We start from the raw sequence: 25,149 nt of genomic DNA, 5'->3' as shown, positions 1-25,149 counted from the left end.
GTAGGCAAGAAATGCCGACTATGCAACAAGGTGCATATAGGTAGTGCTGACACCACCTCCGATCCGGTACCGCGCACGACCCCGATCCGGGTGCGTGGGGCATGGGCCGCGGCCGCCCGGATTCCTACGCTCGAAGGGCCGGAAAACCGGCCTGAACAGGAGGAATATCTGCTATGAGCGCATTGCGGCGACCGCGTGGCCGGGCCCTGCTGGCCGGAGTCGGCGTGCTGGCCGTGCTCGCGGCCACGGCCTGCGGCACCGACTCCGCCACCGGCTCTCGCACGGGCGAATCGTCGCGCAAGGAGGTGTACCGTGCCGTCTCCGAGGCGCTCGACACCGTGGTCCGCAGCGGTTTCCCCGGCGCGCAGGTGGTCTTCGACGGTCCCGACGGCCATCACGTGCTCACCGCGGGCGCGGGCGATCTGAGCACCGGCGCGCCCATCCCCGAGGACGCCCGGGTGCGGATCGGCAGCAATACCAAGACCTTCGTCGCCACCGTGGTGCTGCAACTCGTCGGTGAGGGCCGGGTCGACCTGGACGCCCCGATCGAGCGCTATCTGCCGGGCGTCGTCCGGGGCAACGGCAACGACGGCAATCGCGTCACGGTCCGCCAGTTGCTGCAGCACACCAGCGGACTGCCCGAATATCTGGCGGGCCGCGACCCCGCCGCACCCGGCTCCGGCCAGTTGACCGCCGATTCCGATCGACTCCGCAGCGCCCATTACGAACCCGCGGACCTGGTGCGCATCGCCATGGCCATGCCGCCGCGGTTCGAGCCCGGCGCGCGTTCGGTCTACACGAACACCAATTACATCCTGCTGGGCATGCTGATCCAGCAGGTGACCGGCCGCCCGGCCGCCGCCGAGATCGGCAGCCGCATCCTGGAACCACTGGGCCTGCACGACACCTACTTCCCGGACTCGCGCGAAACCGGGATCCGCGGACCGCATCCGCGCGGGTACCACGAAATCAACGGCCACCGTGAGGATTACACCGATCTGGACCCGTCCTGGGCCGACACCGCGGGCGCGATGATCGCCACCCCGACCGACCTGAACCGCTTCTTCACCGCCCTGCTCGCCGGGAAACTGCTCCCCGCCGCGCAGTTGGCGGAGATGAAGAAGACCGTCCCCTGGGACCGCGGCGAACCCGGCTCCGGCTACGGGCTGGGCCTGATCCGTCAGGCGAGTTCGTGTGGCAAGGAAATATGGGGCCACGGCGGCAGCATCCCCGGCTTCGGCACCCACACCGGGGTGGCCACGGACGGCACCGCCGTGGTGGTGACCGTCAATCAGCTCCTGGCCGATCGGGCCGCCTCCGAAGTGGTGAACAAGGCCTTCGACACCGCTTTCTGCTCGTGAGAGGAACCGTGTTGCGTTTTCGCGAGCTCGCCCGTACCCGAAAAGGCATGGCAGCGTTGGCGGTCACCGCTCTGGTGACGGCCGCCGCCATCACGACGGCCGCGGTGACCGAACGTCCCGCCGCCGCCCCGCTGGACCGCTTCCAACAGCAGTCGCTGAACTGGAGGTCCTGCGACGATCCCGGCCTGGACGGCGTGGGCGCGCAGTGCGCCGATGTCACCGTGCCGCTGAATTACGCGGAGCCGCAAGGCCGCACGATCGTCGTCGCCATCTCCCGCATCCCCGCCACCGATCCTTCGCGGCGGCACGGTGTCATGCTCTCCAATCCGGGCGGCCCCGGCGGCGCGGGCCTGGACTACTTCGTCGAGACGAGCAAGGCCATGACTCCCGAGGTCCGTGCCCGCTACGACCTGATCGGCATGGATCCGCGCGGCGTCGGGCGCTCGTCGGCGGTGAACTGCCACTGGCCGCACGGATTCGGCCTGCAATTCGCCGGACCCGATGCCGGGAGCTTCGCCGAATCCGTCGCCGATCAGGCCGATCTGGCGGCGCGCTGCGCCGCGGTGGAGGGGGATCGCCTGCCGCACTTCACGACCCGCAATACCGCTCGCGACATGGATGTCATCCGCGCGGTGCTCGGCCAGGACAAGATCAGCTATCTCGGCACGTCGTATGGCACCTATCTGGGTGCCGTCTACATGCAGATGTTCCCGGAGCGCTCCGACCGGATGGTGCTCGACGGCACCGTGGACCCGTACCGCTACGGTGCGGTCGGCATGGTCCAGGACATGGGCGCGCCCAATGAGGCCGCGCTGGATGCGTGGGCGGCCTGGACCGCGGAACGCGACGGCGAATACCACCTCGGCGCGACCGGTGCCGAGGTGCGCGGTGCGGTCCAGCGGCTGATCGAACGCGCTGCCGTCCAGCCGATCCGGATCGGCGACTTCGAGCTGAACGAGCATATGTTGCCGCTGGTCCTGTACATCGCCTTCGACTCGCCGCACGATTACGGCCTTGCCGCCCAGCAGATCCGGGAACTGGCCGATGCCGCGGACGGCACACCGGTACGCCCGGACGCGGATCTGGCGGGCAAGCTGGGCATCATGCTGCGCTCGCAGCCCCGCGACCTGTCACCGCAGATGGCGATCCTGTGCGGCGATGTCGGCGTCCCGCGCGATCCCGCCTGGTACCGGCGCAATCTCGAGGCGTCCCGCGCCGCCCAGCCGGTCTTCGGCGCGCTGGCCGACAACATCACGCCCTGCGCGTTCTGGGCGCCGCCCATCGAAACCCCCACGGCCCTGAGCAATTCGGTGCCGAATCTGATCATCCAGGCCACCGGCGACACCCGCACCAACTACGGCGGCGCGCTTGCCATGCACAAGGTGCTCACCGGCTCCCGCATGGTGACACTGCGGGATGTGGCCATCCATTCGATCCTGGGCCGCTACCCGAACGCCTGCGTCTACGACGCCGTCAACACCTACCTGGCCGACGGCATCCTGCCCGCCGCAGACCTCACCTGCCGCGAGGACTGATCATCGCGATCATCCGGCATTGAGGTAGGCGAGTACGGCCAGCACCCGGCGGTGTCCCACCTCGTCGGCGAACAACCCCAGTTTGGCGAAGATGCTCCGAATGTGTTTGAGCACAGCGCCTTCGGAGACCACGAGGCGCTCGGCAATGGTGCCGTTGTCGAGCCCCTCGGCCATCAACGCCAGCACCTCGCGTTCACGCGGGGTCAATGCCGCCAGCGGATCGCCGGTCTTGCGCCGCACCAGCAGCTGCGAGATCACCTCCGGATCCATGGCGGTCCCGCCCGACGCCACCCGCCGCAGCGAGTCCAGGAATCGATCCACCTTCCCGACGCGCTCCTTGAGCAGATATCCGATGCCGCCCGCCCCGTCCCCGAGCAGTTCGGCGGCATAGCTGTCCTCCACCCACGCCGACAGCACCAGCACGGGCAGCCCGGGGTGAATCTCCCTGGCGCGCACGGCCGCCCGCAGGCCGTCGTCGGTGAAGGTGGGCGGCATCCGCACATCCACGACGACCGCGTCGGGCCGGTCCTCGGTGACCACCCGCAGGAAATCATCGGCATTGTCGACCGCCGCGACCACCTCGATGCCCGCGGTCTTCAGCAACAGCGCCAGCCCCTCCCGCAGCAGCGCGTCGTCCTCCGCGATCACGACGCGCATGACGCCACCACCTCGTCCGCCCTTTCGCTCACGATCCACACGGCAACTCCACGCGCACCACGGTAGGCCCGCCCGGCGGGCTGCTCAGCAGCATCCGCCCGTCGAGCGCCTCGGCCCGGCGGCGGATCCCGGCCAGCCCGCCGCCCTCGGTCTCGGACGCGGCTCCGGCGCCGTCGTCCCACACCTCGACGATCAGTTCTTCGGCACTCCCGCCGAGCGCGATCCGAAGGAGCCGAGCACCGGAGTGTTTCGTCGCATTGGTGATCGCCTCGGCGATCACGAAATAGGCGGCCGCCTCCATCGCCGCGGGCCACCGCCCCGGTTCGGAACGCGGTGCGTTCTCCCCCTCGGTGGCCAGATCGAGTTCGACCGGAATCGGGGAGCGGGCGGCCAGCGCCGAAATCGCGCTCACCAGGCCGCGATCGGTGAGCACCGGCGGATAGATGCCCCGCACCACGTCACGCAGTTCGCTCAGTGCCGAGGTCGCCGTGTCCTGGGCCTTGCGCACCAGGTCCGCGGCCGCGTCCGGATCCCGTTCCCGCAGTTGATCGGCCAGCCCGAGCTGCATGATGACCGCGGCGATCCGCGCCTGCGCCCCATCGTGCAGATCCCGTTCGATGCGTCGCAGCTCCGCCCCGTGCGCGTCGAGGGCGGCCGCCCGCGTGGCCGTCAGTTCGGCTACCCGCACCGCCAGCCGTGCGCCGGGGGCGGGGCCGAGCAGCGCCCGTGCCGCCAGCGCCTGTCCCCGTGCCGCCACGGGCGCCTGGAAAACGATCCACCCCAGGGGAATCGCGGCCAGGGCCGCCCCGAGGGCGAGCGGCCATGAGGTCACGGTGATCCCGAAGGTCTCCACCGGTCCGGGTAGCAGCCGCCAGTACACCGGAATCGCGGCCTGCTGCAGCGTGCCCACCGGCAGCGCCGCCGCCAGCCCCGCCAACAGGACACCGGGCACGAGGTGCAGGATCAGCCAGGCGACATCCCGCCGATTGGCCGGATCCCGGAACACGGTCGCCAGCTTCGCGCCGAGGCTGCCGCTCAGCGGTTCGTAGACCACCACGATCGGCGCGCCGAGCCGCTTGCCCGCCCGCCGTCGCTCGAACTCGACCAGCGGCCGGATCAGCCGGATGACTTCGGGAATCGCCGGAATGCCCACCCCGACCAGACTCGCCGCCGCCACGACCGACAGCGCGAAAACGGCGAACAGCGCCCCGAACGCGGTGAAACCACCGACCAGCAGATACCCGATGGCACCGGGGAGCGAGCGCAGCCTGGCACGGATCCACCCGGCCACGGATCGATCCGCGGCCGGGGGATTCGCTGCGGTGATCACCCCGCCACCGTTTTGTCGGCCGGCCGGCTCGCCACGGGCAGTCCGCGCGGTCCGTTCGTCAACCACCACGCGGTAGGCACGATCGTGACCCGGGTGGGCCGGTGATCGAGTGGTGCGTGGGCTCCGAGCATCTGCCCAACCTATCGGGCACGACGGCCGGCGCTACCCGCGCACCGGGACTGCCCGCGACGGTCAGCGCCGCTTGCCGCCGCGTTCCTTGTACATGCGGCGCTGCTCCTTGGCGATGCCCTTCCACACCTTGGCGCGTTCGGCGCGGGCGCGGGCGTCGCTGCGGGCGGCGAGCCAGTCGTTCTCGCGGCTGAGCTTTCGGAAGCTGTCCAGCCGACGCTGCGGCAGCGCGCCCGACTCGATGGCCGCGAGCACCGCGCAGCCCGGTTCGTTCTCGTGCGCGCAATCGCTGAAACGGCACTGGGCGGACAGGGATTCGATCTCGCCGAAGGTGCGGCCGAGGCCCTCGGCGGCATCCCAGAGTCCGACCGAGCGCAGGCCCGGCGTGTCGATGAGGGTGCCGCCGCCGGGCAAGGGGCGGAGTTCCCGATGCACGGTGGTGTGGCGGCCGCGCTTGTCGCCCTCGCGAACCTCGCTGGTGGCGAAGACATCCGCGCCGAGCAGGGCATTGGCGAGGGTGGACTTGCCCGCGCCCGAAGCGCCGATCAGGGCGACGGTGCCGTGCAGCAGCCCGGCCAGCACCTCCATTCCGACACCGCCGGCGGCGCTGACGGCCAGGACGGTGACGCCCGGCGCGGCGGCGCGGACGTCCTCGATCGGAATGTCCTGCGCCAGATCGGCTTTGGTGAGCACCACGATCGGCTGCGCGCCGGATTCCCAGGCCAGCGCGAGCAGGCGCTCGATGCGCCCGAGATCGACGTCTCCGTCACCGGCGGTGCACACCAGCACGGTGTCCACATTCGCGGCCAGCACCTGATGGGCGGATCTGGCGCGGGAATCGGGCTGTCCGGAGACGGCCGCGCGGACGATGGCGGTCCGGCGCGGCAGCAGCGCGCGCACCGTGCGCCCGCGATCGATGGCGACCCAGTCGCCGGTGCACAGCCCGCTGATCTCGGAGTCCGAGCGCGGGAGCTGAGCACGGACGACGGCGGCCCTGAGACGGCTCTCGTAGTCGGGAGTGGGAAGCGGTGCGGCGATATCGCATTCGCTGCGATCCATGCGGATCACGCGGGCCGGAATCAGATCATCGCCGAGCAGCGGCAGATAGTCGGCGGCGTAGGCGGAGTTCCAGCCGTAGGGGACGAGCAGGTCGAGATCGACCGAAGACATTGGTGAGTCCTTCGACGGGCCGAGCCCGGAAGTGGACTCAGCGAGGGGAATTCGAGATGGATACGCGCGGGGCGACAACTCGCCCGGGCACGACAATCCGCACTGTCTCCGTCACGTACTCCACCTCCCTCGCTCACTCGAGGGACTCAACTCTCGAAACTCTCAGGGGCTAGCCCCTGAAACCCCAGAGGAGTCCACAGTCCAACAAGAACGGGGACAACCTTGTCAGGCTGTCCCCGTGCGCGCAACGTATTTTCTCGGCCGGCCTCCAGGGGTTTCAGGGGGCACCCCTGAGAGTCCCGAGAGTTGGCTCTCCCTACGACGAGGGCTTGTCGAACTGCTCGCGGCGTCCCATCCGCTGCAGGCGTAGCCACTCCATGAGCCCGGCCGGGTCCTTCTGCTGCACCAGGAAGAACCACCCGAATCGGGCGACTTCCTGCGGCAACAGCTTTCGCATGCCCGGCTGCGCCATCAGGTAGCCGCGGTTGCGATAGGTGAAGTGCCGCTTGACCGGATCGTCCGGGTACTGGGTGTGCATGCGCCCGCCCAGGATCGGCTTGAACTCGGCCGAGCCGTTGGGGTGCAGGTAGGCGGTCTGCAGACAGGTGCCGAAGGGCAGGCCCGAGCGCACGAGCCGCCGGTGCACCTCCACCTCGTCGCCGCGCACGAACAGCCGCAGATCCGGCACGCCGATCTTGTCCACGGCCTCCGCGGAGACCAGCGCGCCGTTGAACAGCGACGCGATCCCCGGGAGGAAGTCCTCGTCCCCGAGCTCCGAGCGCAGCCGCCGCCACACCACGCCCCGCCGCAGCGGGAAGGCCAGCCGGTCCGGATCATCGATATCGGCGACCACCGGCGACACCTCGACCAGCTGATGCCGCTTGGCGCAATCGAACAGCGTGGCAAGCACATCCGGCCCCTCGGGCCGCCCGTCGTCGTCGGCCAGCCACACCCAGTCCGCGCCCATGGTGAGCGCGTGCAGCATGCCGAGCGCGAAACCGCCCGCGCCGCCGAGGTTGTGCTCCGAGCCCAGGTAGGTGGTCTCCATGGGCTGCTGCTTCACCAGCTCGCCGACCTCGGCCTCGTTGCCGTTGTCCACCACGATCAAATGGTCGATCGGCCGGGTCTGGCTGCCGAGCACCTTCAGCGACTCGGCCAGCAGCTCCCGGCGTTTGTGCGTGACCACGATGGCGACGATGCGCGCATCATCGCCATAGACGGGGGTGGCGGACTGCTCACTCATGCGGGATTCCGTTCCGGTTCACGTTCACGTTCCAGATCCCGCAGCACCTGCGCCACGTGATCACCCGCCTCCGGGCCCTCGTAGGCTCGCACGACTTCCTCGATTCCACCGTGCATCCGCACGTTGCCGTGGTCGATCCAGAGAGCGGAATCACACAGCTGCGCCAGGAATTCGTTGGAGTGCGAGGCGAAAACGAGAATGCCGGAGCGGGACACCAGCTCCTGCAGGCGGATGCGCGCCTTCTTCATGAATTCCGCGTCCACCGCGCCGATGCCCTCGTCGAGCAGCAGGATCTCCGGATCGATGGAGGTCACCACGCCCATCGCCAAACGGACCCGCATGCCCGTGGAGTAGGTGCGCAGCGGCATCTCCAAATACTCGCCGAGCTCGGTGAATTCGGCGATCTCATCGATTTTGGACAGCATCTGCTTGCGCGTCTGCCCCAGGAACAAACCGCGAATGATGATGTTGTCGTACCCGGAAATCTCCGGATCCATGCCGACGCCGAGATCGAAGACCGGCGCCACGCGGCCGCGAATGCGCGCACTGCCGCGGGTCGGTTCGTAAATGCCCGAAAGCAGGCGCAGCAGCGTCGATTTGCCCGCGCCATTGTGGCCGACCAGCCCGACGCGGTCGCCCTCCTTGAGCGAGAGGTTGATATCGCGCAGCGCCTCGATCACGACGACATCGGACTGATTGCGTCCGATGGCGCCGCCCGCCTTGCCCATGAACGCCTTCTTCAGCGAACGGGACTTGGCGTCGAAGATCGGGAACTCCACCCACGCGTTCTGGGTTTCGATACTCACATGGTCGGTCATCGAGCCTTCACACCCAGTAGGGGACACGGGAACGGAACTGCTTCATGGCCATGACCGCGACGGTCCAGCCGACCACCGTGATGGCCAGCACCACGATCCAGGACCGCAATGGCTGCGGCTCGCCCAGCAGGGGCGCGCGCACGATTTCCAGGTAATGGTAGGTCGGCACCAGCTCGACGAGCTTGGCGCGCTCGCTCACCGAACCGCCCTGATCGTGCAGCGACTTGGTGCTCCACATGACCGGGGTCAGCACGAACAGCATCAGGGTCATGCTGCCGAGAATCGGCGCGATATCGCGGTAGCGAGTGCTGAAGATGCCGAAGGCGATGCTCACCCACATGGCGTTCGCGAACAGCAGCAGAATGCCCGGGATCGCCAGAATCGCCGTCCAGTGCAGATCCCGCCAGACGCCGAAGCCGACCAGCATGACCAGATAGATCACCAGGTTGTGCGCGAAGAACAGGAACTGCCGCCACACCAGGCGATAGACGTGCACGCTCAACGCCGACGGCAGCTGTTTGATCAGGCCCTCGTTGGCGATGAAGACGTCGGAGCCCTCGAGAATGCTGGCATTGATCACATTCCAGACGATCAGGCCGACCGTCACATAGGGCAGATAGGTGTGCAGCGGTTGATGGAACAGGGTGGCGTAGAGGAATCCCATGGCCGCGGCCTGCACGCCGGTCGCGATGGTGATCCAGAACGGACCCAGCACCGAGCGGCGATAGCGCTGCTTGATGTCCTGCCAGCCGAGCGATAGCCACAGCTCACGCTGCGCGAACCCGTCACGGAAGTCCTTGAACGCGCGACGGAACGTCTGGGAGTCCGACACTAGCGGCACGGAAGAATTGTCCGCGCGCACTTCCGCCGTAGCGGAGTCGGGGGGAGCAGCAGCAGGCACAGCACCCGACCTTATCTAATTGCTATTACGTTGCGGTGGGAACCTGCCGCCGACCCCGACAAATCAGCGGCAGGAGTGTGCTGCGCCACCGTCCTACAGGTACTGCCCGCCGCCGGAACTCTGCTGTCCACGCGGGTCGCCGCCGTGGCTCACGCCCGGCGGGAGGGCTTGACGCATTTGTTCCAGCTGGGCGCGGGCCGCCATCTGCTGGGCGAAGAGCGCGGTCTGGATGCCGTGGAACAGGCCCTCGAGCCAGCCCACCAATTGCGCCTGGGCGATGCGCAGTTCCGCGTCGGAGGGGACGGTGTCGTCGGTGAAGGGCAGGGCCAGCCGCTCGAGCTCCTCGCGGAGTTCCGGGGCCAGGCCGGTTTCCAGTTCGCGGATGGAGGTGCGGTGGATCTCGCGCAGCCGGGTGCGGGAGGCGTCGTCCAGCGGCGCGTGCCGGACTTCCTCGAGCAGCTGCTTGATCATGGTGCCGATGCGCATGACCTTCGCGGGCTGTTCGACCATGTCCGCGAGCGATTCCTTCTCGCGGGAATCGTCGGAAGCCTCCGAATTGTCCTCGCCGACAAACTGTCCGGTGAGCTCCACCGGCTCGCCGCCGATCTGCGCGGCCGCCGGGATGAACAGCGGCTTTCCCTCGGGCCCGATCACGACGATGGATTCCGGAACCCCATCCGATTGCGTCATAACCCCATCCTGCCCAATGCGGGCCGAACCTGCCCAGCGCCACCCCACTTCGCAAGCATTCGGGAGCCAACGTGTAACTACTGCCGGGCCCGGAGCGAAGCCGTCGGTAGACCGGACCGAGACGTCCCGTCCAGTTTGTACGGTAGATGCAGGTCGTCCCGGTCCTCTCGGCCGCTTCCATGCCTACCGTTACCCAGTTGTGCCCTCTCCCTTTAGAGTGGCGAGCATGACTTACGACGTCGCACGGGTGCGGGGCCTCATACCGTCCCTGGGCGACGGCTGGATCCACCTCGACCCGCAAGCGGGCATGCTGGTCCCGGACTCGGTATCCCGGGCCGTCTCAACGGGTTTCCGCACCTCGGCCTTCTCGCACACCAACCGGCACGGCGCGGCCAAGCGCAGCGCCGCGATCCTGGAGGCCGCGCGCGAGGCCGTCGCCGATCTGGTCGGCGGCGATCCGGCGGGTGTGGTGCTCGGACCGGACCGTGCGGTCCTGCTGGCCTGGCTGGCCGAATCGCTGAGTTCCCGCCTGGGTCTGGGCACCGGGATCGTGCTGTCGCGTCTGGACGACGAGGCCAATGTCGCGCCCTGGCTGCGCATCGCGAATCGCTATGGCGCGCACGTGCGCTGGGCGGAAGTGGAGATCGAGACCTGCGAGATGCCGGCCTGGCAGTTCGAGGAGCTCATCGGACCCACCGCCCGCCTGGTGGCCTTGACCGCCGCCTCACCGATCGTGGGCTCCGCGCCCGCGGTGCGGGTGGCCGCGGACCGGGTGCACGAGGTCGGCGGTCTGCTGGTCGCCGACTGCTTCGGCGCCGCGCCCTACGCGCTCATCGACATCGACGAGCTCAATGCCGATGTGGTCGCGCTGAGCGCCCCCGCCTGGGGCGGTCCGCAGATCGGCGCGCTGGTCTTCCGCGATCCCGCGTTCCTGGACCGGATTCCGTCCATGTCGCTGAATCCCTATGCCAAGGGCGCGGAACGGCTCGAGGTGGGCGGCCACCAGTACGCGCTGCTGGCCGGGCTCACCACCTCCATCGACTACCTGGCCTCGCTGGACGAGCGCGCCGAGGGCACCCGCCGCGAACGCCTGGAGATGTCGATCACGTCCCTGCAGGACCACCACGATCAGCTCTTCGAGGATCTGATGGCGGTGCTGGACACCATCCCCAACCTGACCGTCATCGGCCGCGCCTCCACCCGCATCCCGACGGTGAGCTTCACCATCGCGGGCATGCAGGCGGAGAAGGTCTCGGCCAAGCTGGCCGACGCCCGCATCGGCACGCTCAGCGGATCCCACGGCGGCAGCCGCCTCCTCGACGCCCTGGGCGTCAATGACGAAGGCGGCGCCGTGACCATCGGACTCGCGCCCTACACAACGAGATTCGAGATCGAACAGCTGGGCCGCGCGCTCGCGGCCCTGGAGACCTAGAGCTCCCGGATCTGCAGCAGCACCTTGCCGACGGTCTCGTCGGAGTCCAGCAGTCGGTGGGCTTCGGCGGCGTCGGTCACGGGGATCTCGGCCGACACGACCGGTACGACGGTTCCGTCCGAGATGAGCGGCCAGAGGTGGCGGCGCAGTTCGGTGATGATCTCCGCCTTCGATCCGCGTCCGTGTTCCGGCCGCCGTCGCAGATTCGTGGCGTGGATGGAACCCCGCTTGCCCAGCAGCGCGGCCAGATTCAATTCCGCCTTCACCCCGCCCTGCATACCGATCACCACCAGGTGCCCGTCCTCGGCGAGCGCCTCGACGTTGCGCTCCAGATACGCCGCGCCCATGACGTCGAGAATGATGTCCGCGCCGGGATATTCGCTGTGCAAGGTGGTCACGAAATCGTGCTCGCGATAATTGATCAGCACCGTCGCGCCCAATTCCGCGCACCGGTCCAGCTTGTACTGCGACCCCGCGGTCACCGCCACCCGCGCACCCAGCGCCCGCGCCACCTGGATGGCGTGCGTGCCGATTCCGCTGCCGCCGCCGTGAATCAGCAGCAATTGCCCGCTGTGCAGCCCGGCGGTCATCACCAGGTTGGACCAGACCGTGGCCGCCACCTCCGGCAGCGCGGCCGCCGCGGCCACATCCAGTCCCTCCGGCACGGGGAGCAGTTGGGTGGCGGGCGCGATCACGCGCTCGGCATAGCCGCCGCCGGCCAGCAGCGCGCACACCCGGTCCCCGGCCCGCCAATCCCGCACCCCGGCACCGACTTCCGCGACCACCCCGGACACCTCCAGGCCCAGGATCTCGCTGGCTCCGGGCGGCGGCGGATAGAAACCCTGCCGTTGCAGCAGGTCCGCGCGGTTCACCCCCGCGGCCACCACATCGATCGCCACTTCGCCCGGTCCGGGCGCGGGCAGGTCGTCCACCTGCGCCCACTTCATGACCTCGGGCCCACCGAAACCGTCGAGCGTCACCGCATACATGAAAACGAGCGTACGGCCGGAGCTCACCGATTAGTGTCAGGCAGTCCTCGGCGTCGGCACAGCATCCTGTCAGCTTCGGCCGTCACCGTAGGGGGAGGCATTCGAAGGGAGATTCCGTGTTCACCACTCTGGCCGTCCTCGGCGGCATGGTCATCCTGGCGGCTATGGCGATGTCCGGTTTCGTCGCCGAAGAGGCGCCCCGCGCCCTGGTCCGCGTGCGTAAGCGCTGACGAAAACCGACATTCCCGGACTCTAAAGTCACGCTCCGGGAAAGTAATTTCGACCTCCTCCGCGCCGGGGTGGAAGGTACTAGCGTTCCGGGGCATGAGCAGTTTCGTCGATTTCCAGAACGAGATCTATCTCTCCGGCCTGGCGGGCATCGTCCCGGCGCTACCGATGACGGCGGCGGGGCTGGAAGAGAAGGCTCGGGAAGTACTGGATCCGGCGGCCTTCGCCTACGTGGCGGGCGGTGCGTCCGCCGAACGCACCGCGCACGCCAACCTCGCGGCCTTCGAGAAGTACCGGCTGCTGCCCCGCATCCTGCGCGGCGCGAGCGGTCCCGGGGCCCGCGACCTCTCGGTGGAGGTGCTCGGAACCCATTTGGCCGCACCGATTCTCACCGCGCCGGTCGGCGTGCTGGGCTTGCTGCACGAGCGGGGCGAGGCCGTGGTCGCCGAGGTGACCAGGGAACTGGGCATCGGCATGTGCCTGTCCACCGCCTCCTCCACCACCATCGAGGAGGTCGGCGAGCGCGCGGGCGAATGGTGGTATCAGCTGTACTGGCCCAATGACATGGAGCTGGCCCGCTCCTTCGTCGAACGGGCCGAAAAGGCCGGAGCCAAGGCCATTGTCGTCACCGCCGACACCCCCAGCCTGGGCTGGCGTCCCCGTGATCTGCAGCTCGGGCACCTGCCATTCCTGCAGGGCAAGGGCATCGCCAACTACCTGTCCGACCCGGTCTTCCGCGCCAAGCTCACGGCCCCGCCCGAGGAGGGCGAGGACGCCATGCGGGCCGCCGTCCTCACCTGGATCGGACTCTTCGGGAATCACAGCCTGCGCCCGGCGGATATCGCCCGGCTGCGGGACTGGACCGAACTGCCCATCGCCGTGAAGGGGGTGCTGCATCCCGACGACGCCCGCCAGGTGGTGGACGCCGGCGCGGACGCGGTGGTGGTGAGCAATCACGGCGGCCGCCAGGTGGACGGCGCGGTCGGCGCGCTCGATGCCCTGCCCACCATTGTCGCCACCGTCGGCGATCGCGCCGATGTGCTGTTCGATTCCGGGATCCGCACCGGTTCCGACGCCATGATCGCGCTCTCGCTGGGCGCCAAGGCCGTCCTCTACGGCCGCCCCTGGGTCTACGGCCTGGGCTTGGCCGGGGCCGACGGCGTCCGGCACGCGCTGCGCGCCCTGCTCGCGGATTTCGATGCGGCCATGGGACTTTCGGGCTGCACCAGCCTGCACGACCTGAGCCGCACCATGATCTCCTCGTATCGCGTTTAGCTCCGCCCCGGGGAGGAACACTGCTCTGGGATGCGTGTCCGGTCCGGCCGAGTCGAGGAGGGGCGATCAACCGCCGTCACAGCAATGAGCGAGTGGTCGTCGACACCGACGGCCGGGGCGCGGCCGAACCGAGATGGCTCACCCCGGAACAGCAGCGGGCCTGGCGGGCCTACATGGACGGCAGCCAGCGCCTCATGGCCGACCTCAACCGCCAGCTCCAGCAGGACTCCCAGCTCTCCTTCGCCGACTATCGAATCCTGGTGAAGCTCTCCGAGGCGCCCGGCCGTTCGCTGCGCATGAGCGACCTCGCCGACGGCGTGCTCTCTTCCCGCAGCCGCCTCACCCACCAGATCCGGCGCATGGAATCCCAGCGGATGGTCCGCCGCGTCGCCGCCGAGGACGACGGCCGCGGCGTGCTGGCCCAGCTCACCGACGAGGGCCTGCGCCGACTACGCGCCGCCGCCCCCGGCCACGTCGCCGCGGTGCGCCGCTTCTTCGTGGACCTGCTCACACCCCAGCAGCTGGCCGCCGTCGCGGCCGCCCTGGACCTGGTGAACCTGGCCGCCGACCACCGCGCCGTCACCCGCGCGGATGCCGAACTGGATTGATCCGCGCCCGCCAATCGGAAGTGGGAGGCAGACCGCACGCGCCATCAGTTACGATCAGCTGCCTGGAAGCGTGGCAGAGCGGCCGAATGCACTCGCCTTGAAAGCGAGCGTTGTGAAAGCAACCGGGGGTTCAAATCCCTCCGCTTCCGCTGTGATGATGCTGGTGGGCAAGGGTTTTCGGATCCTCGTCCACCAGTTTCCCGGTGGTAGCTCGAAGCGGTGACGCCGGGCTCCGAACCTTCGTTCACGGACCTCGATCGGCACCCGCCGACCGCTTTCGCCGGTCGCCGCTCCCTCTCGGCCTTCGGCCCCATCGAGTGAACGGGCCCCCCTTCGGCCCGTCCACCGAGTCCGCATCGGCTGGTCAGATGCGTGATCAATATCAAAACACCGGTTTTGTCCGATCCACAAGCGCCGCAGCCTTTTTCGACTACCCACTTACCGAGTAGCGGTTTATCGGCTACTCCTGATAGTGGGATTCGCGAGTAGAAGGAAGGTTGCCGAGTGACTGCCGAGATCTTGATGCCAACGCTGGGCGCATACGCCAGACAACTGCGTGACCGGCAGGGCTGGACACAGCCGAAGGCTGCCGACGAGGCCAAGGTCGGTGTGTCCACGTTGCGGAAGATCGAGCAGAACTCCGCCGCGGATTTCCGGGAGGACACCCTGGAGAGCCTGGCGAATGTGCTGTGCGCGACCGGCGAGGAACGCGCGCACTGGTGGGCGCTCGCGGGCCGGCCGGGCCGATCCTTCGCCGGTGGCAGCCCGGACGACGTCGCCATGCTGGTCTCGGCCCTGGATCCGACGCCGGCGGCCTGGATCCAGGATTGGCGGGTCCGGATCGCGAACGACGCTCATCGTCGGCTCATGCCGGGCCTGATGGCGGCGGAATCCTTGCCGCAGTGGATGTTCGGCGATCCGCGCGCGAAATTGGTACTGCCGGACTGGCGGGACGAGGCGACCTTCCTGGTCGGCGTCATGCGGCACCGGGCCGTGCTCGAGCGCGGGCAGGGGCACACGGTCGAGATGATCCAGGCGCTGAGCGACCATCCCGAATTCCGGCGGATCTGGAATACCGGAGTCGTCCATGTCGCAGGCCGGTCCGCCCGGGTGCGGCGCATCTGGTCCCCGGCCACCGAATCGCGGATCACGCTCCGAGAGGCGTTCTATCCGACCTCGGACTCCGGCGTGATCGTCGTCGGGTTTCCGGCCGGGGCAGAGCAGGCGGAGTCAGGCGGGTAGGCCGTCGAGCCAGTCGCGCAGGATCGGGTCGGTCAGCTCGGGATGCGAGAAGCTGGGGGAGTGATTCGCGCCGATGGCTTGAATCGTCTCCACCCGCGTCGGGCCGCCGAACAACGCGGCCAGCTTCTCCTGGTGGTCGCGGTTGTACACCGGATCGGAGATGCCGTGCATCACCAGCACGGGAACCGTGATGTCCGCGAGCAGCGGCTCGATTCCCTCGCGGTCCAGCAGCGCCCAGCCGGCCTGTTCGAGGCGGCGGCGATCATCCGCGAGCCAGCGGTCGAGCCAGAACTCGTGCTGCTCGCGGGTGCCGCCGACCATTTGCACGACGATCGGCTTGGCGAGTTCCCAGAGCGGCCCGTCGCCGAGGATCCACTGATCCATGATGATCTGCTTGTATCCGGCGTACTCGTACGGATCGTAGGCATCGGCGCGGGAACCGATGAGCGCGAGCGCGCGTACCCGCGAGGGGTGCTGCAGCGCCATGCGCATGCCGATCCAGCCGCCCTGGAACTGCCCGATGATCGCGACCTTGTCGATGCCGAGGTGATCGACCACGGCCCACGCGTCCCAAGCCAGCCGCCAATGGTCGAACGGGTCGCCGTTGTCGGTGGTGCCACCGTGTCCGCGCTGATCGATCGAGATCAAGCGGTAGTGCGGCGCGAGAGACTTCTCCTGCGGCTCCCACATCACCGAGTCCATGAAGAACCCGTGCAGCATCAGCACGACGGGGCCGTCGCCTCCGGTGTCGCGGTAGTGGATCTGCGCGCCGTCTTCGGTCGTCACATATGGCACGGGGGCACCCTCCCTGGGTAGGTCTTCGACTGCGCCGGTGCGGATCCGAAGCGCTCGCCCGACATTAACAGGAACACGTTCTAGTTGGTCGCGTGTCGAGCCCGCCGCTAGACTCCCCTCCGCTTCGCCGTTTCTATCGATGATGAGGTGTTCGCTTGCGCGGTTGGATCGGTATGGGTCTGGCCGTTCTCGCCCTCCACCTGCTGGGCTGGGGTGTCCTGCTGCTGGTCGTGGTGCCCGGCCGATACGAGGTGCAGGGCTCGGTCTTCGGGGTCGGACTGGGCATCACCGCCTACACGCTCGGCGCACGGCACGCCTTCGACGCCGATCACATCGCCGCCATCGACAACACCACGCGAAAACTGGTGGCCGAGAACGGCCGTGCCGGATCGCGCACCGTCGGACTCTGGTTCGCGCTCGGGCATTCGAGCATCGTGTTCGTGATGGTCGCGCTGCTCGCCCTCGGCGTGCGCGCGCTGGCCGGGTCGATCGAGGACGAGGGGTCGGGCCTGCACAAGTGGACCGGGCTGTGGGGGACCGGTGTCTCGGGCGCCTTCCTGATCGCCATCGGCCTGCTGAATCTGGTTTCGCTGATCGGCATTTGGCGCGTGTACCGGCGCATGCGCGGCGGCGACTTCGACGAGGCGTCGCTGGAACGGGCGCTCGCGGACCGCGGCCTGCTCAACCGAGTACTCGGCCCGGTCATGAGACTGGTGCGCGAACCCTGGCAGATGTACCCGGTGGGCCTGCTGTTCGGACTCGGCTTCGACACCGTCACCGAGGTCGGCCTGCTGGTGATCGCGGGCGGCGCGGCCGCCACCGGACTGCCCTGGTACACGATTCTGGTGCTGCCGCTGCTGTTTTCGGCGGGCATGGCGCTGTTCGACGCGCTCGACGGCGCGTTCATGAGCTACGCCTACGACTGGGCGTTCGCGCGCCCGGTCCGCAAGATCTACTACAACCTGGTGATCACCGGGCTGTCGGTGGCGGTGGCGCTGCTGATCGGCGTGCAGGAGATCGTCTCGATCCTCGTCGAAAAGCTGGACATCTCATCCGGTTTCGTGGCCTGGCTCGGCAACCTGGACCTGGGCGGACTCGGCTACCTCATCGTCGGGCTGTTCGTGCTCACCTGGGCACTGGCGCTGGCGGTGTGGCGTTTCACCGATATCGAGACGCGCTGGGAACGTGATATCGCCGCTGATTGACCGTTTCTGGTAATTGTGGCTGGGTGGTCAGACGCAGAGCGTTTCGCCTTCTCGGTGCCCTCGCCGGCGCCATCCTCGTGGCCGGGTCGGCGATCGCGGAAGCCCCACTCGCCCTGACCGATCCACCCGTCGAGACCGGCTCCAACGAGGAATCCCCGCCCGGTGTGGACCCGGTCCATCCCGGGCAGGCCCGGGTCGAGCGGGTGGAACCACTCGGCGGCAACCTCTTCGACGTCTTCGTCGCCTCCCCGGCCATGGGCCGCACGGTCCGGATCCAAGTGCTGCTGCCCGCGCGGCACGACGCACCCCGCCCCACCGTCTACATGCTCGACGGCCGCAGCGCCGCACCCGATGTCAACAACTGGACCGCCCGCGGCGACGCGCTCCGCTTCTTCGCCGACAAGACCGTGAACGTGGTGTTCACCCTCGGCGGCCCCGCCAGCTACTACACCGACTGGCTGCGCAGCGACCCCAAGCTCGGCACCAATCGCTGGGAAACCTTCCTCACCCGCGAACTGCCCCCGCTCATCGACGCCAGCTTCGGCGGGGACGGCAGCAACGGCCTCGAGGGCGTCTCCATGGGCGCGGAGGCCGCCATGATGCTGGCCACCCGCAATCCGGGCCTGTATCGCGCCGTGGCGGCCCACAGCGGCTGCTACGCAATGAGTTCCGACTTCGGTCAGGCTCAGGCCCGCGCGGTGGTCGGCACCTTCGGCGGCGATCCGGACAATATGTTCGGGCCCTCCGACAATCCGCAGTGGGCCGCGCACGATGTGGTCGCCCACGCGGAAGCGCTGCGCGGCAAGGCCATCTACCTGTCCTCCGGTAGCGGCGTCCCCGGCGAGCACGAGGCCCCGGGCAATCCGGATCTGCGCAACGCGGTGCTCTTCGGCGGCCCGATCGAGGCCGGGGCCGATATGTGCACCCGCCAATTGGCCGACCGGCTCACGCAATTGGGCATCCCGGCGACGGTGAACCGCCGCCCGGTCGGCACGCACTCCTGGCCCTACTGGGCCGACGAACTGCCCCGCTCGTGGCCGACCATGGCCGCGGGGCTCGGTCTCGGCTAGCCCAAGAACCGCGCGATGGTCTCCGGGTCGGTGGCGAAGCGCAGGAAGGCGTCGTTCTCGTGCGGGTCGCCCGCGGTGACGCGCACGCCGTCGGTGCCGTAGGGGCGGATGATGACCCCGGCTTCGGTACTGGCCGCACCGTATTCGGCGCTGCGGTCGCCCAGTGGCAGCCACACGAAGTTGGAGTGGCTCACCGGCACCCGGTAGCCCGCCGCCAGCAGCGCCGCGCGCATGCGATCACGTTCGGCCACAACGGCATCGGTGCGCTCGAGCAGCTCGTGCCGGGCCTCCAGCGAGGCGATGGCCGCGGCCTGCGCCACCCGGCTCACGCTGAACGGGATGTGCACCTTCATCAGCGCCGTGATCACCTCGGGCGCGCCGACCGCGTACCCGACGCGCAGGCCCGCCAGTCCGTACGCCTTCGAAAACGTGCGCAGCACCAGCACATTCGGGCGGGTGCGGCCCAGCTCGACGCCATTGGGGAAGTCCTCGGCGGGAATGCGCAGGTACTCGAAGTACGCCTCGTCCAGCACCACCAGGACATCGCTCGGCACCTTGTCGAGAAACTCGACGATCTCGGCCTTGCCGCGCGCCGTGCCGGTCGGGTTGTTCGGGTTGCACACGAACACCACCCGGGTGTTCGGGGTGATGGCCGCCGCCAAAGCATCCAGATCGTGGGCGAATTCACCGTCCAGCGGTACTTGCACCGCCTTGGCCCCCGCGACCTGCGTCACGATCGGGTACGCCTCGAACGAGCGCCACGCGAAGAGCACCTCGTCCTCGGGGTTGCGGCAGGTGATCTGCACCAGCTCCTGGCACAGCGCCACGCTGCCGCAGCCGGCGGCCACGTTCTCGAGCTCCACGCCCAGGAAATCCGCGATGGCGCCGCGCAATTCGATCGCGTGGTTGTCCGGGTACCGGTTGGACAGCTCGACCGCCTCGGCGATGGCCTTGGCCACCGACGGCAGCGGCGGGAAGGTGGTCTCGTTGCTGGCCAGCTTCACCGCGCCGGGGTGGGTCTTTCCGGCGACGTACGCGGGGATGGCATCGAGGTCCGGGCGAATGTGCGCACTCACCCCTCCACCCTATGTCCCGCCCCCCGAGTGGCCGACTCGCGGTGCCACCCGGTTTGCTCGAATGCCGCTCAGCCGGAATATCTCCGGAATATCCGACCCCGGGAAAGATTTATCCCGTTTTTACCTAGCGCAACTACAGTGGCCCTATGTCGGGCATCTATCGAGAACACGCCCCTGTGCACGACACGAGCACGGTCCCGCTCACGGTGCTCGAACCCGAGGGTCATGCCCGCGGCGGCATTGTGGTGTTGCACGAATCACGCGAATTCACCGAGCCATTGCTGGAACTCATGCACGCGCTCGCCGCCGACGGCTGGACCGTCCTGGCCCCGGATCTCTTCCATCGACCCGCCAACGGCAGCACTCCCGACCGCGTCTTCGGCGAGGACCTGTTCGCCGACTTCGACGCCTGCTTCGACTGGCTCACCGCGCACGGCGTGTTCCGTGACTGCATCGGCGTGCTCGGGTTCGACTCGGCCGGCACCGCCGCGGCCCTGGTCGCCACCAATCGCCGCATCGGCGCGGCCGTCAGCGTCGCGGCCCCCGGCATCGGCGCACCCCTCACCCCGCAGGCCGTGGCCCTGCTCGCCGCCGCCCCCGATTTCAAGGCCCCCTGGCTCGGCCTCTTCGGCGAGGACGACCCGCTCACCCCGCCCGACGAGGTGGACCGCCTCCGCGACGCCTGCGCCCGCGCCGATGTCGCCACCCTCGTCGTCACCTACCCCGGTCTGCACCACCGCCCCGACCATCCCGGCTTCGACCCCTCCGCCCTGGACGACGTCTCCGTCCTCGACGCCCAGACCCGCATCTACGAATGGTTCGACTCGCACCTACGCTGACCAGCCGATTTGGCCTATTGGTCACCCGCTGTGTAATCTTCTGTCCCGGCGGTTCGAAAGGAACCGGCGCCCTCGAAGAGGGGCACCAGGAGGCGTGCCAGAGCGGCCGAATGGGACTCACTGCTAATGAGTTGTCCCTTCACGGGGACCGGAGGTTCAAATCCTCTCGCCTCCGCCACCACTCGGTACGCCGAGTGACCACATTTGAATAATCTTGCGCCCGTAGCTCAACGGATAGAGCATCTGACTACGGATCAGAAGGTTGGGAGTTCGAGTCTCTCCGGGCGCGCAATACAGTGGCCCCACACCGAATGGTGTGGGGCCACTGGCGTTTTCGTGGTTGTGCCGGTGTTCGGGGGCGGCCGGGCTTTCAGGGGTTCGGTGTGAGGATGGTGCGGTCGAAGGGGCCGCCGTGGGTTGCGGCGTGGGCGATCGCGTCGTTGACCTCGTCGAGGTCGAAGCGGGTGAGGTGGTCGCGGGTGAGGTCGAGGGTGCCCGAGGCGATGAGGCGGATCAGGCCCACGTTCGCGGTGCGGGAGAACATCCACTGGCCGCGGACGGTCACCGAATTGCGCATGATCCAGGGGTAGGGGAGGGCGAGATCCGGGCCGCCGAGCATGCCGACACCGCCCATCAGGACGACCCGGCCGTATTCGCGGACGGTCATGGCCGCCGCGCGGGTGGCCGAGCTGGGCGCTTGGGGCGGCAGGAGATCGAGGACCAGGTCGATCGGGCCGTCGGCCGCCGTGGTCATGGCGAGGCGGTCGGTCTCCTCGTCGCCGCTGAGTTCGACCGGGCACAGCCGGGGGCCGAAACGGTCGGCGAGCAGGTCCAGGACCGACCGATTACGACCGGGGGCCACCACCCGCCCGGCTCCCATGGCGAGGGCGATCGCCACCGCGCTGCTGCCGAAATTGCCGGTCGCGCCGCTGATCAGCACGGTCTCCCCGGCCTCGAGCCCGCCGGCCAGCAAGCCGCCGTAGGGGACGGCGTACACGGTCATGCTGGACCATCGGGCGGGATCGGCGGCCGCCGCGGCGGGCAGCGGATAGACGTTCTCGGTGGGGACGCGCATCAGTTCCGCGAAGGGGCCGTCGTGCAGGTACCGGGCCAGCCGGGCACCGCCCTCACCGCGAGAACTCCAGCCCTGCAGCGTGATATCCGGTGTCAGGGCGTCGTCGCGGGCCCGGACCGTCGCATCGCACCACACCAGATCGCCGACGCGGAGCTTGGTCGCGTCCGGACCGATGCGCGCTATGCGGCCGATACCGCCGACGCCCGGCACGACCGGCGGCTCCAGTGGGTAGCGTCGTTCGCCGCTGAAAATCTCGGCCGAATACGGGAGTACACAGGTCGCCAGGACCTCGACCAGCACCTCACCGCCGCCGGCTTCGGGGTCGGGCACATCGTGCACGGTCAGCGGTTTGCCGAAGTCGGTCAGTGTCGCCGCACGCATGGGAAAGCCTTTCCGTCGTCTCGTCTTCCCCCACGCTAAGCAGGCACGCGTCATGCGGGAAGCGACGATCAGGCATCTCTGGTATGCGTAGTCGGCATGGACGTTTCGAGCGCGAATCTGCGAGTGCTCTGTCAGATCGCCGAATCGGGCAGCTTCACGGCGGCCGCCGCGCGCCTGGGCTACACGCAGTCGGCGATCTCGCGTCAGGCGCTCGCCCTCGAACGCAGCGCCGGGGCAACGCTGTTCGAACGGCGTCCCGACGGGGTCCGGCTCACCGGGCCCGGCCTCACGCTATTGCGTTATGCGCGAACGATTCTGGAGTCGGTCGACGCCGCCGAACGCGATCTGAACGGCGAGACTCCCCGGGCCGAGGAGGTGCGGCTGGGTTTGTTCCTCAGCGCCGGGCCGGTGATCCTGCCCGCCGCGCTCGCCCGGCTCGCCACGGTCGCGCCGCAGGTCCGGGTCACCACCAGGGAAGGCACGACCCCCGGACTGACCCGGGCATTGCGCACCGGCGCGATCGATCTGGCCGTCCTGTCCTCGCGTCCACCGCATCGGCCGCCGGACGGCGAGTCCCCGCGTCTGCACCTCACGACGATTCAGGACACCGAGTTGGTCGTGGCGGCTTCGGCCACCGGCATTTTCGCGGGCCGTACCTCGGTGCAGGTCGACGAACTCGTCGACGCCCCCTGGATAGCGACCCCGTCCTCCAGCGCGGAGCCACTGCTCGGTGTATGGCCGGGGCTGCCGGGACGAGCACGCATCGTCCACAGCGCCCGCGACTGGCTGACGAAACTGCACTTGGTAGCAGGCGGTTTCGGCGTCACCACGGTTCCGGGAAGCCTGTCGCCGATCTTCCCGCCCGGTGTGATCGCTCTCCGAGTCCAGGGTGCGCCGCCGGAATCCCGCCGAATCCTCGTGGCCCGGCTCCCCGGCCCGGCCACCCCCGCGATCACCGCGGTCACCCGGGCGATCACCTCGACATCCGGATCGTGACGACCACGCACCGAACAACCCGGCCCGCGGGGGCTATTTCCAGGCGCCGAGGGTGGGAAGGTCGCCGGTGAGGTCGGTGCCGGGGGAGCGGCCGATGAGCCAGGCGGCCAGGTCGGCGGCGGGGCCGCTGATGGTGGTGGCGGGCGTGCCGACCGTGCCGGTGTAGCCGGTGTCGGTGGCGTGCACGGTGAAGCCGGTGCCGTCGGCGGGTTCGGTCTCGGTGACGCACTGCGGCAGCAGACGGGCCACGAACTCCGGGGACCAGTCGGCCGGGGCGTAGCCGATATCGAGGTCGACGTGGTGGATCTCCACCTCGACCAGCCGCATCCACGGGACGCGGGTGGCGGGCATCTCGCCGCCCTTGCGGTTACGGACCAGGGTGGGCCAGCGGTCGGCGGGCATGACGCGGGCCAGCGCCAGCCAGCGTTCGTGCGAGGCGGTGAGGTCCTCGAGCTGTTCGCGCAGCGGCCGGGGCGCACCCGCCTCGATATCGGCCTCCCGCAGGAACTGGCTCGCGTACTGCGGGGTTTCGATCCCGGTGCGGGCCCACAGCAGCAGATTGACCAGGCTGTCGGCATTGCGGGACAGGTGGGCCAGGACGTGGCCGCGGGTCCAGCCGGGCAGCAGGGAGGGCTCGACCAGGTCGGCCTCGGTCAGGGCGGCCACCGCGGGCAGCAGCCGCGCGGTGGCGGCGGCGACGGTGTCGAGCTGGGCGTTGGTGTCGGCGAGTTGCGAGGCGTCGCTGGTCACATTTCCGACCATAGTGGGTGCGGACGGTCAGCGGCCGGACGACGCCGCGGTGCGCCGGTGCGCGGCCGGAATGCCGGAATCCCGTTCGGCGACAACGATTTGCACCGCCAGCGCCACCAGCCACAGCGACATGGCCCCGACCTGGATGCGCTGGGCGATGCCCAGGCCGTAGTTGCCGGGCAGGTTGTCGGCGATCAGCATCCACGCCGTCACCGCGGAACCGACGATCAGAATCCACAATCCGGTGTGCCGCAGGATCGGCCAGCGCCGGTACTTGAAGGCCGCCACGGTGAAGGCGATCATCGCGATATAGATGGAGAACACGGCCAAAGTGCTGGTCAGCGCGTGAATCTGGTGCAGCTGCGGGAACAGGCCGGTATCCACATAGCGCTTGGGCCCGTCCGGATCGTCCGGCACGATCGGCCACTGCGCGTCGGCGATGGTGGCCGCGCCGAAGCAGGTCAGCGCCACCCAGCCGATGGTCGAGTAGCGCCGCCGCGAGAACAGCAGCAGCCCGCCCAGTCCCGCCAGCACCAGCAGCGAACCGGACACGGTGTCGCCGGTGGTGAACACCCATCGGAAGGGTGCGCCCTTCTCGGCCAGCTGGCTGAGGAAGGTGTTGGTGGGATTGCTCTGGATGGGGAGGATGAATTCGAGGACCCAGGACGAGTAGCCGAATCCGGCGACGGCGATCAAGATCGCGATGAACCAGCGGAGCGCCCGACGCCATCGCGGCTGCTGAGCTACTTTGCTCGGAGCCGCCTCGGCTAGTTTTTGCTCGGTTGGCATCACCGCGCTCGCTTTCGCCTGGCCTCGCTTACTCGTACTGCCTGCCCGCAGTCTGTTTTGTCGGACTGGTCGTCCGGTCGTAGGACCATTGTCTCCCATTCGGAAACATGGTCGTCACGCCCCGCGTGCCAGTACCCGCATCACCCGGTCGGCCGCCGCTTCCGCGCTTTCGTGTTCCCACACCCGCACGACCGCCCATCCGGCCGCCGTCAGCCGGGTATCGGTATCCCGATCCCGCGCCACATTCCCCGCCAGCTTCCGCTCCCACCACTCGGCGTTGTTCTTCGGGTGTGTCGCGTGCTCGGGGCAGCTGTGCCAGAAGCATCCGTCCACATAGACAGCCACCTTTCGCCGGGGAAACACCAGGTCGGCTCGCCGACGCAGACCGGGCAGCGGAGCCTTGTCCACAAAGAACCGTTTTCCCCGGCGATGCAATTCCCGGCGCAGCTCGAGTTCCGGTTTCGTATCCACCCGGCGCTGCTTGGCCATGCGGGCGCTGGTCGCCGCATCGGTACCCGGCCGCCGCGTTGTCGACATCCGGCCATCCTCGCCGCGCACCGCACGG

At 68.7% G+C, this 25,149-nt stretch carries 24 protein-coding genes and 3 tRNA genes; 13 read left to right on the top strand and 14 right to left on the bottom strand.

What is annotated here, in order from left to right:
- Positions 1-173 precede the first annotated feature (173 nt).
- A complete protein-coding gene (locus tag GPX89_RS20925; protein ID WP_157389348.1) occupies positions 174-1,361 on the top strand; it encodes a serine hydrolase domain-containing protein in 1,188 nt (395 codons plus the stop codon).
- Between the two features lie 47 nt (positions 1,362-1,408).
- Positions 1,409-2,896, top strand: coding sequence for an alpha/beta fold hydrolase (locus tag GPX89_RS20920; protein WP_157389347.1), 1,488 nt, complete (start codon positions 1,409-1,411; stop codon positions 2,894-2,896).
- Positions 2,897-2,905: 9 nt separating this feature from the next.
- On the opposite strand, the gene GPX89_RS20915 is transcribed toward GPX89_RS20920, so the two are convergent.
- From GPX89_RS20915 to GPX89_RS20885, 7 genes are all read right to left on the bottom strand, one after another.
- The gene (locus tag GPX89_RS20915) at positions 2,906-3,553 is read right to left on the bottom strand and encodes a response regulator (RefSeq protein WP_157389346.1); all 648 of its coding nucleotides are present in this window, start codon (positions 3,551-3,553) and stop codon (positions 2,906-2,908) included.
- 28 nt (positions 3,554-3,581) lie between these two features.
- A complete protein-coding gene (locus tag GPX89_RS20910) occupies positions 3,582-4,883 on the bottom strand; it encodes a sensor histidine kinase (RefSeq protein ID WP_328602101.1) in 1,302 nt (433 codons plus the stop codon).
- Positions 4,884-5,075: 192 nt separating this feature from the next.
- On the bottom strand, positions 5,076-6,182 hold the full coding sequence (gene rsgA / locus GPX89_RS20905; protein ID WP_157389345.1) for a ribosome small subunit-dependent GTPase A: 1,107 nt from the start codon (positions 6,180-6,182) through the stop codon (positions 5,076-5,078).
- Between the two features lie 316 nt (positions 6,183-6,498).
- Positions 6,499-7,425 (bottom strand): galactofuranosyltransferase GlfT1, encoded by a 927-nt coding sequence (gene glfT1 / locus GPX89_RS20900; protein WP_157389344.1) that lies wholly within the window; start codon positions 7,423-7,425, stop codon positions 6,499-6,501.
- Positions 7,422-8,243: a galactan export ABC transporter ATP-binding subunit Wzt/RfbE gene (gene wzt, locus GPX89_RS20895; RefSeq protein WP_157389343.1), complete on the bottom strand. Its 822-nt coding sequence runs from the start codon at positions 8,241-8,243 to the stop codon at positions 7,422-7,424. The genes glfT1 and wzt overlap by 4 nt, the downstream gene beginning before the upstream one ends.
- A gap of 7 nt (positions 8,244-8,250) precedes the next feature.
- On the bottom strand, positions 8,251-9,084 hold the full coding sequence (gene wzm, locus GPX89_RS20890) for a galactan export ABC transporter permease subunit Wzm/RfbD (RefSeq protein ID WP_328602100.1): 834 nt from the start codon (positions 9,082-9,084) through the stop codon (positions 8,251-8,253).
- 153 nt (positions 9,085-9,237) lie between these two features.
- Entirely contained in the window at positions 9,238-9,834 is a 597-nt protein-coding gene (locus GPX89_RS20885) for a bacterial proteasome activator family protein (RefSeq protein WP_157389342.1), read from the bottom strand.
- A gap of 226 nt (positions 9,835-10,060) precedes the next feature.
- Here GPX89_RS20885 and GPX89_RS20880 point away from each other — a divergent pair, with 226 nt between their 5' ends.
- Positions 10,061-11,266 carry a cysteine desulfurase-like protein gene (locus GPX89_RS20880; protein WP_157389341.1) on the top strand — a complete coding sequence of 402 codons (1,206 nt, stop codon included), beginning with the start codon at positions 10,061-10,063 and terminating at the stop codon, positions 11,264-11,266.
- Here the strand turns inward: GPX89_RS20880 and GPX89_RS20875 are convergent.
- Positions 11,263-12,255 carry an NAD(P)H-quinone oxidoreductase gene (locus tag GPX89_RS20875; protein ID WP_157389340.1) on the bottom strand — a complete coding sequence of 331 codons (993 nt, stop codon included), beginning with the start codon at positions 12,253-12,255 and terminating at the stop codon, positions 11,263-11,265. The genes GPX89_RS20880 and GPX89_RS20875 overlap by 4 nt on opposite strands.
- Positions 12,256-12,579: 324 nt before the next feature.
- Here GPX89_RS20875 and GPX89_RS20870 point away from each other — a divergent pair, with 324 nt between their 5' ends.
- From GPX89_RS20870 to GPX89_RS20855, 4 genes are all read left to right on the top strand, one after another.
- Positions 12,580-13,758, top strand: coding sequence for an alpha-hydroxy-acid oxidizing protein (locus GPX89_RS20870; protein ID WP_157389339.1), 1,179 nt, complete (start codon positions 12,580-12,582; stop codon positions 13,756-13,758).
- A gap of 92 nt (positions 13,759-13,850) precedes the next feature.
- A complete protein-coding gene (locus tag GPX89_RS20865) occupies positions 13,851-14,366 on the top strand; it encodes a MarR family winged helix-turn-helix transcriptional regulator (RefSeq protein ID WP_407939437.1) in 516 nt (171 codons plus the stop codon).
- A gap of 64 nt (positions 14,367-14,430) precedes the next feature.
- Positions 14,431-14,515 (top strand) — tRNA-Ser (locus GPX89_RS20860).
- Between the two features lie 355 nt (positions 14,516-14,870).
- The gene (locus GPX89_RS20855) at positions 14,871-15,608 is read left to right on the top strand and encodes an MmyB family transcriptional regulator (protein WP_157389338.1); all 738 of its coding nucleotides are present in this window, start codon (positions 14,871-14,873) and stop codon (positions 15,606-15,608) included.
- On the opposite strand, the gene GPX89_RS20850 is transcribed toward GPX89_RS20855, so the two are convergent.
- Positions 15,597-16,403, bottom strand: a complete 807-nt coding sequence (locus GPX89_RS20850; RefSeq protein WP_157389337.1) for an alpha/beta fold hydrolase — start codon at positions 16,401-16,403, stop codon at positions 15,597-15,599. The genes GPX89_RS20855 and GPX89_RS20850 overlap by 12 nt on opposite strands.
- 173 nt (positions 16,404-16,576) lie before the next feature.
- On the opposite strand from GPX89_RS20850, the gene nicT reads away from it, so the two are divergent.
- Together nicT and GPX89_RS20840 are read left to right on the top strand one after the other, a co-directional pair.
- Entirely contained in the window at positions 16,577-17,608 is a 1,032-nt protein-coding gene (gene nicT, locus GPX89_RS20845) for a Nickel transporter NicT (RefSeq protein ID WP_157389816.1), read from the top strand.
- A gap of 23 nt (positions 17,609-17,631) precedes the next feature.
- Positions 17,632-18,678: an alpha/beta hydrolase gene (locus tag GPX89_RS20840; RefSeq protein WP_328602099.1), complete on the top strand. Its 1,047-nt coding sequence runs from the start codon at positions 17,632-17,634 to the stop codon at positions 18,676-18,678.
- Here GPX89_RS20840 and hisC read toward each other — a convergent pair.
- Positions 18,675-19,754, bottom strand: coding sequence for a histidinol-phosphate transaminase (hisC, locus tag GPX89_RS20835; protein WP_328602098.1), 1,080 nt, complete (start codon positions 19,752-19,754; stop codon positions 18,675-18,677). The genes GPX89_RS20840 and hisC overlap by 4 nt on opposite strands.
- 146 nt (positions 19,755-19,900) lie before the next feature.
- Between hisC and GPX89_RS20830 the strand changes: the two genes are divergently transcribed.
- From GPX89_RS20830 to GPX89_RS20820, 3 genes are all read left to right on the top strand, one after another.
- On the top strand, positions 19,901-20,593 hold the full coding sequence (locus GPX89_RS20830) for a dienelactone hydrolase family protein (protein WP_157389335.1): 693 nt from the start codon (positions 19,901-19,903) through the stop codon (positions 20,591-20,593).
- Between the two features lie 88 nt (positions 20,594-20,681).
- A tRNA-Ser gene (locus tag GPX89_RS20825) sits at positions 20,682-20,771 on the top strand.
- Positions 20,772-20,809: 38 nt separating this feature from the next.
- A tRNA-Arg gene (locus tag GPX89_RS20820) sits at positions 20,810-20,882 on the top strand.
- Between the two features lie 81 nt (positions 20,883-20,963).
- Here GPX89_RS20820 and GPX89_RS20815 read toward each other — a convergent pair.
- A complete protein-coding gene (locus GPX89_RS20815) occupies positions 20,964-22,049 on the bottom strand; it encodes a quinone oxidoreductase family protein (protein ID WP_198347525.1) in 1,086 nt (361 codons plus the stop codon).
- Positions 22,050-22,145: 96 nt separating this feature from the next.
- On the opposite strand from GPX89_RS20815, the gene GPX89_RS20810 reads away from it, so the two are divergent.
- Positions 22,146-23,045 (top strand): LysR family transcriptional regulator, encoded by a 900-nt coding sequence (locus GPX89_RS20810; RefSeq protein ID WP_157389334.1) that lies wholly within the window; start codon positions 22,146-22,148, stop codon positions 23,043-23,045.
- A 33-nt stretch (positions 23,046-23,078) separates the two neighbouring features.
- On the opposite strand, the gene GPX89_RS20805 is transcribed toward GPX89_RS20810, so the two are convergent.
- From GPX89_RS20805 to GPX89_RS20795, 3 genes are all read right to left on the bottom strand, one after another.
- The gene (locus GPX89_RS20805; protein ID WP_328602097.1) at positions 23,079-23,795 is read right to left on the bottom strand and encodes a maleylpyruvate isomerase family mycothiol-dependent enzyme; all 717 of its coding nucleotides are present in this window, start codon (positions 23,793-23,795) and stop codon (positions 23,079-23,081) included.
- A 27-nt stretch (positions 23,796-23,822) separates the two neighbouring features.
- Entirely contained in the window at positions 23,823-24,584 is a 762-nt protein-coding gene (locus GPX89_RS20800) for a DUF998 domain-containing protein (RefSeq protein WP_157389332.1), read from the bottom strand.
- Between the two features lie 114 nt (positions 24,585-24,698).
- On the bottom strand, positions 24,699-25,121 hold the full coding sequence (locus GPX89_RS20795; protein WP_157389331.1) for a very short patch repair endonuclease: 423 nt from the start codon (positions 25,119-25,121) through the stop codon (positions 24,699-24,701).
- Positions 25,122-25,149 lie beyond the last annotated feature (28 nt).

It is taken from the genome of Nocardia terrae (assembly GCF_009760405.1).
Taxonomy (GTDB): Bacteria; Actinomycetota; Actinomycetes; order Mycobacteriales; family Mycobacteriaceae; genus Nocardia; species Nocardia terrae.
This window is presented reverse-complemented; position numbering and strand designations above follow the sequence as displayed.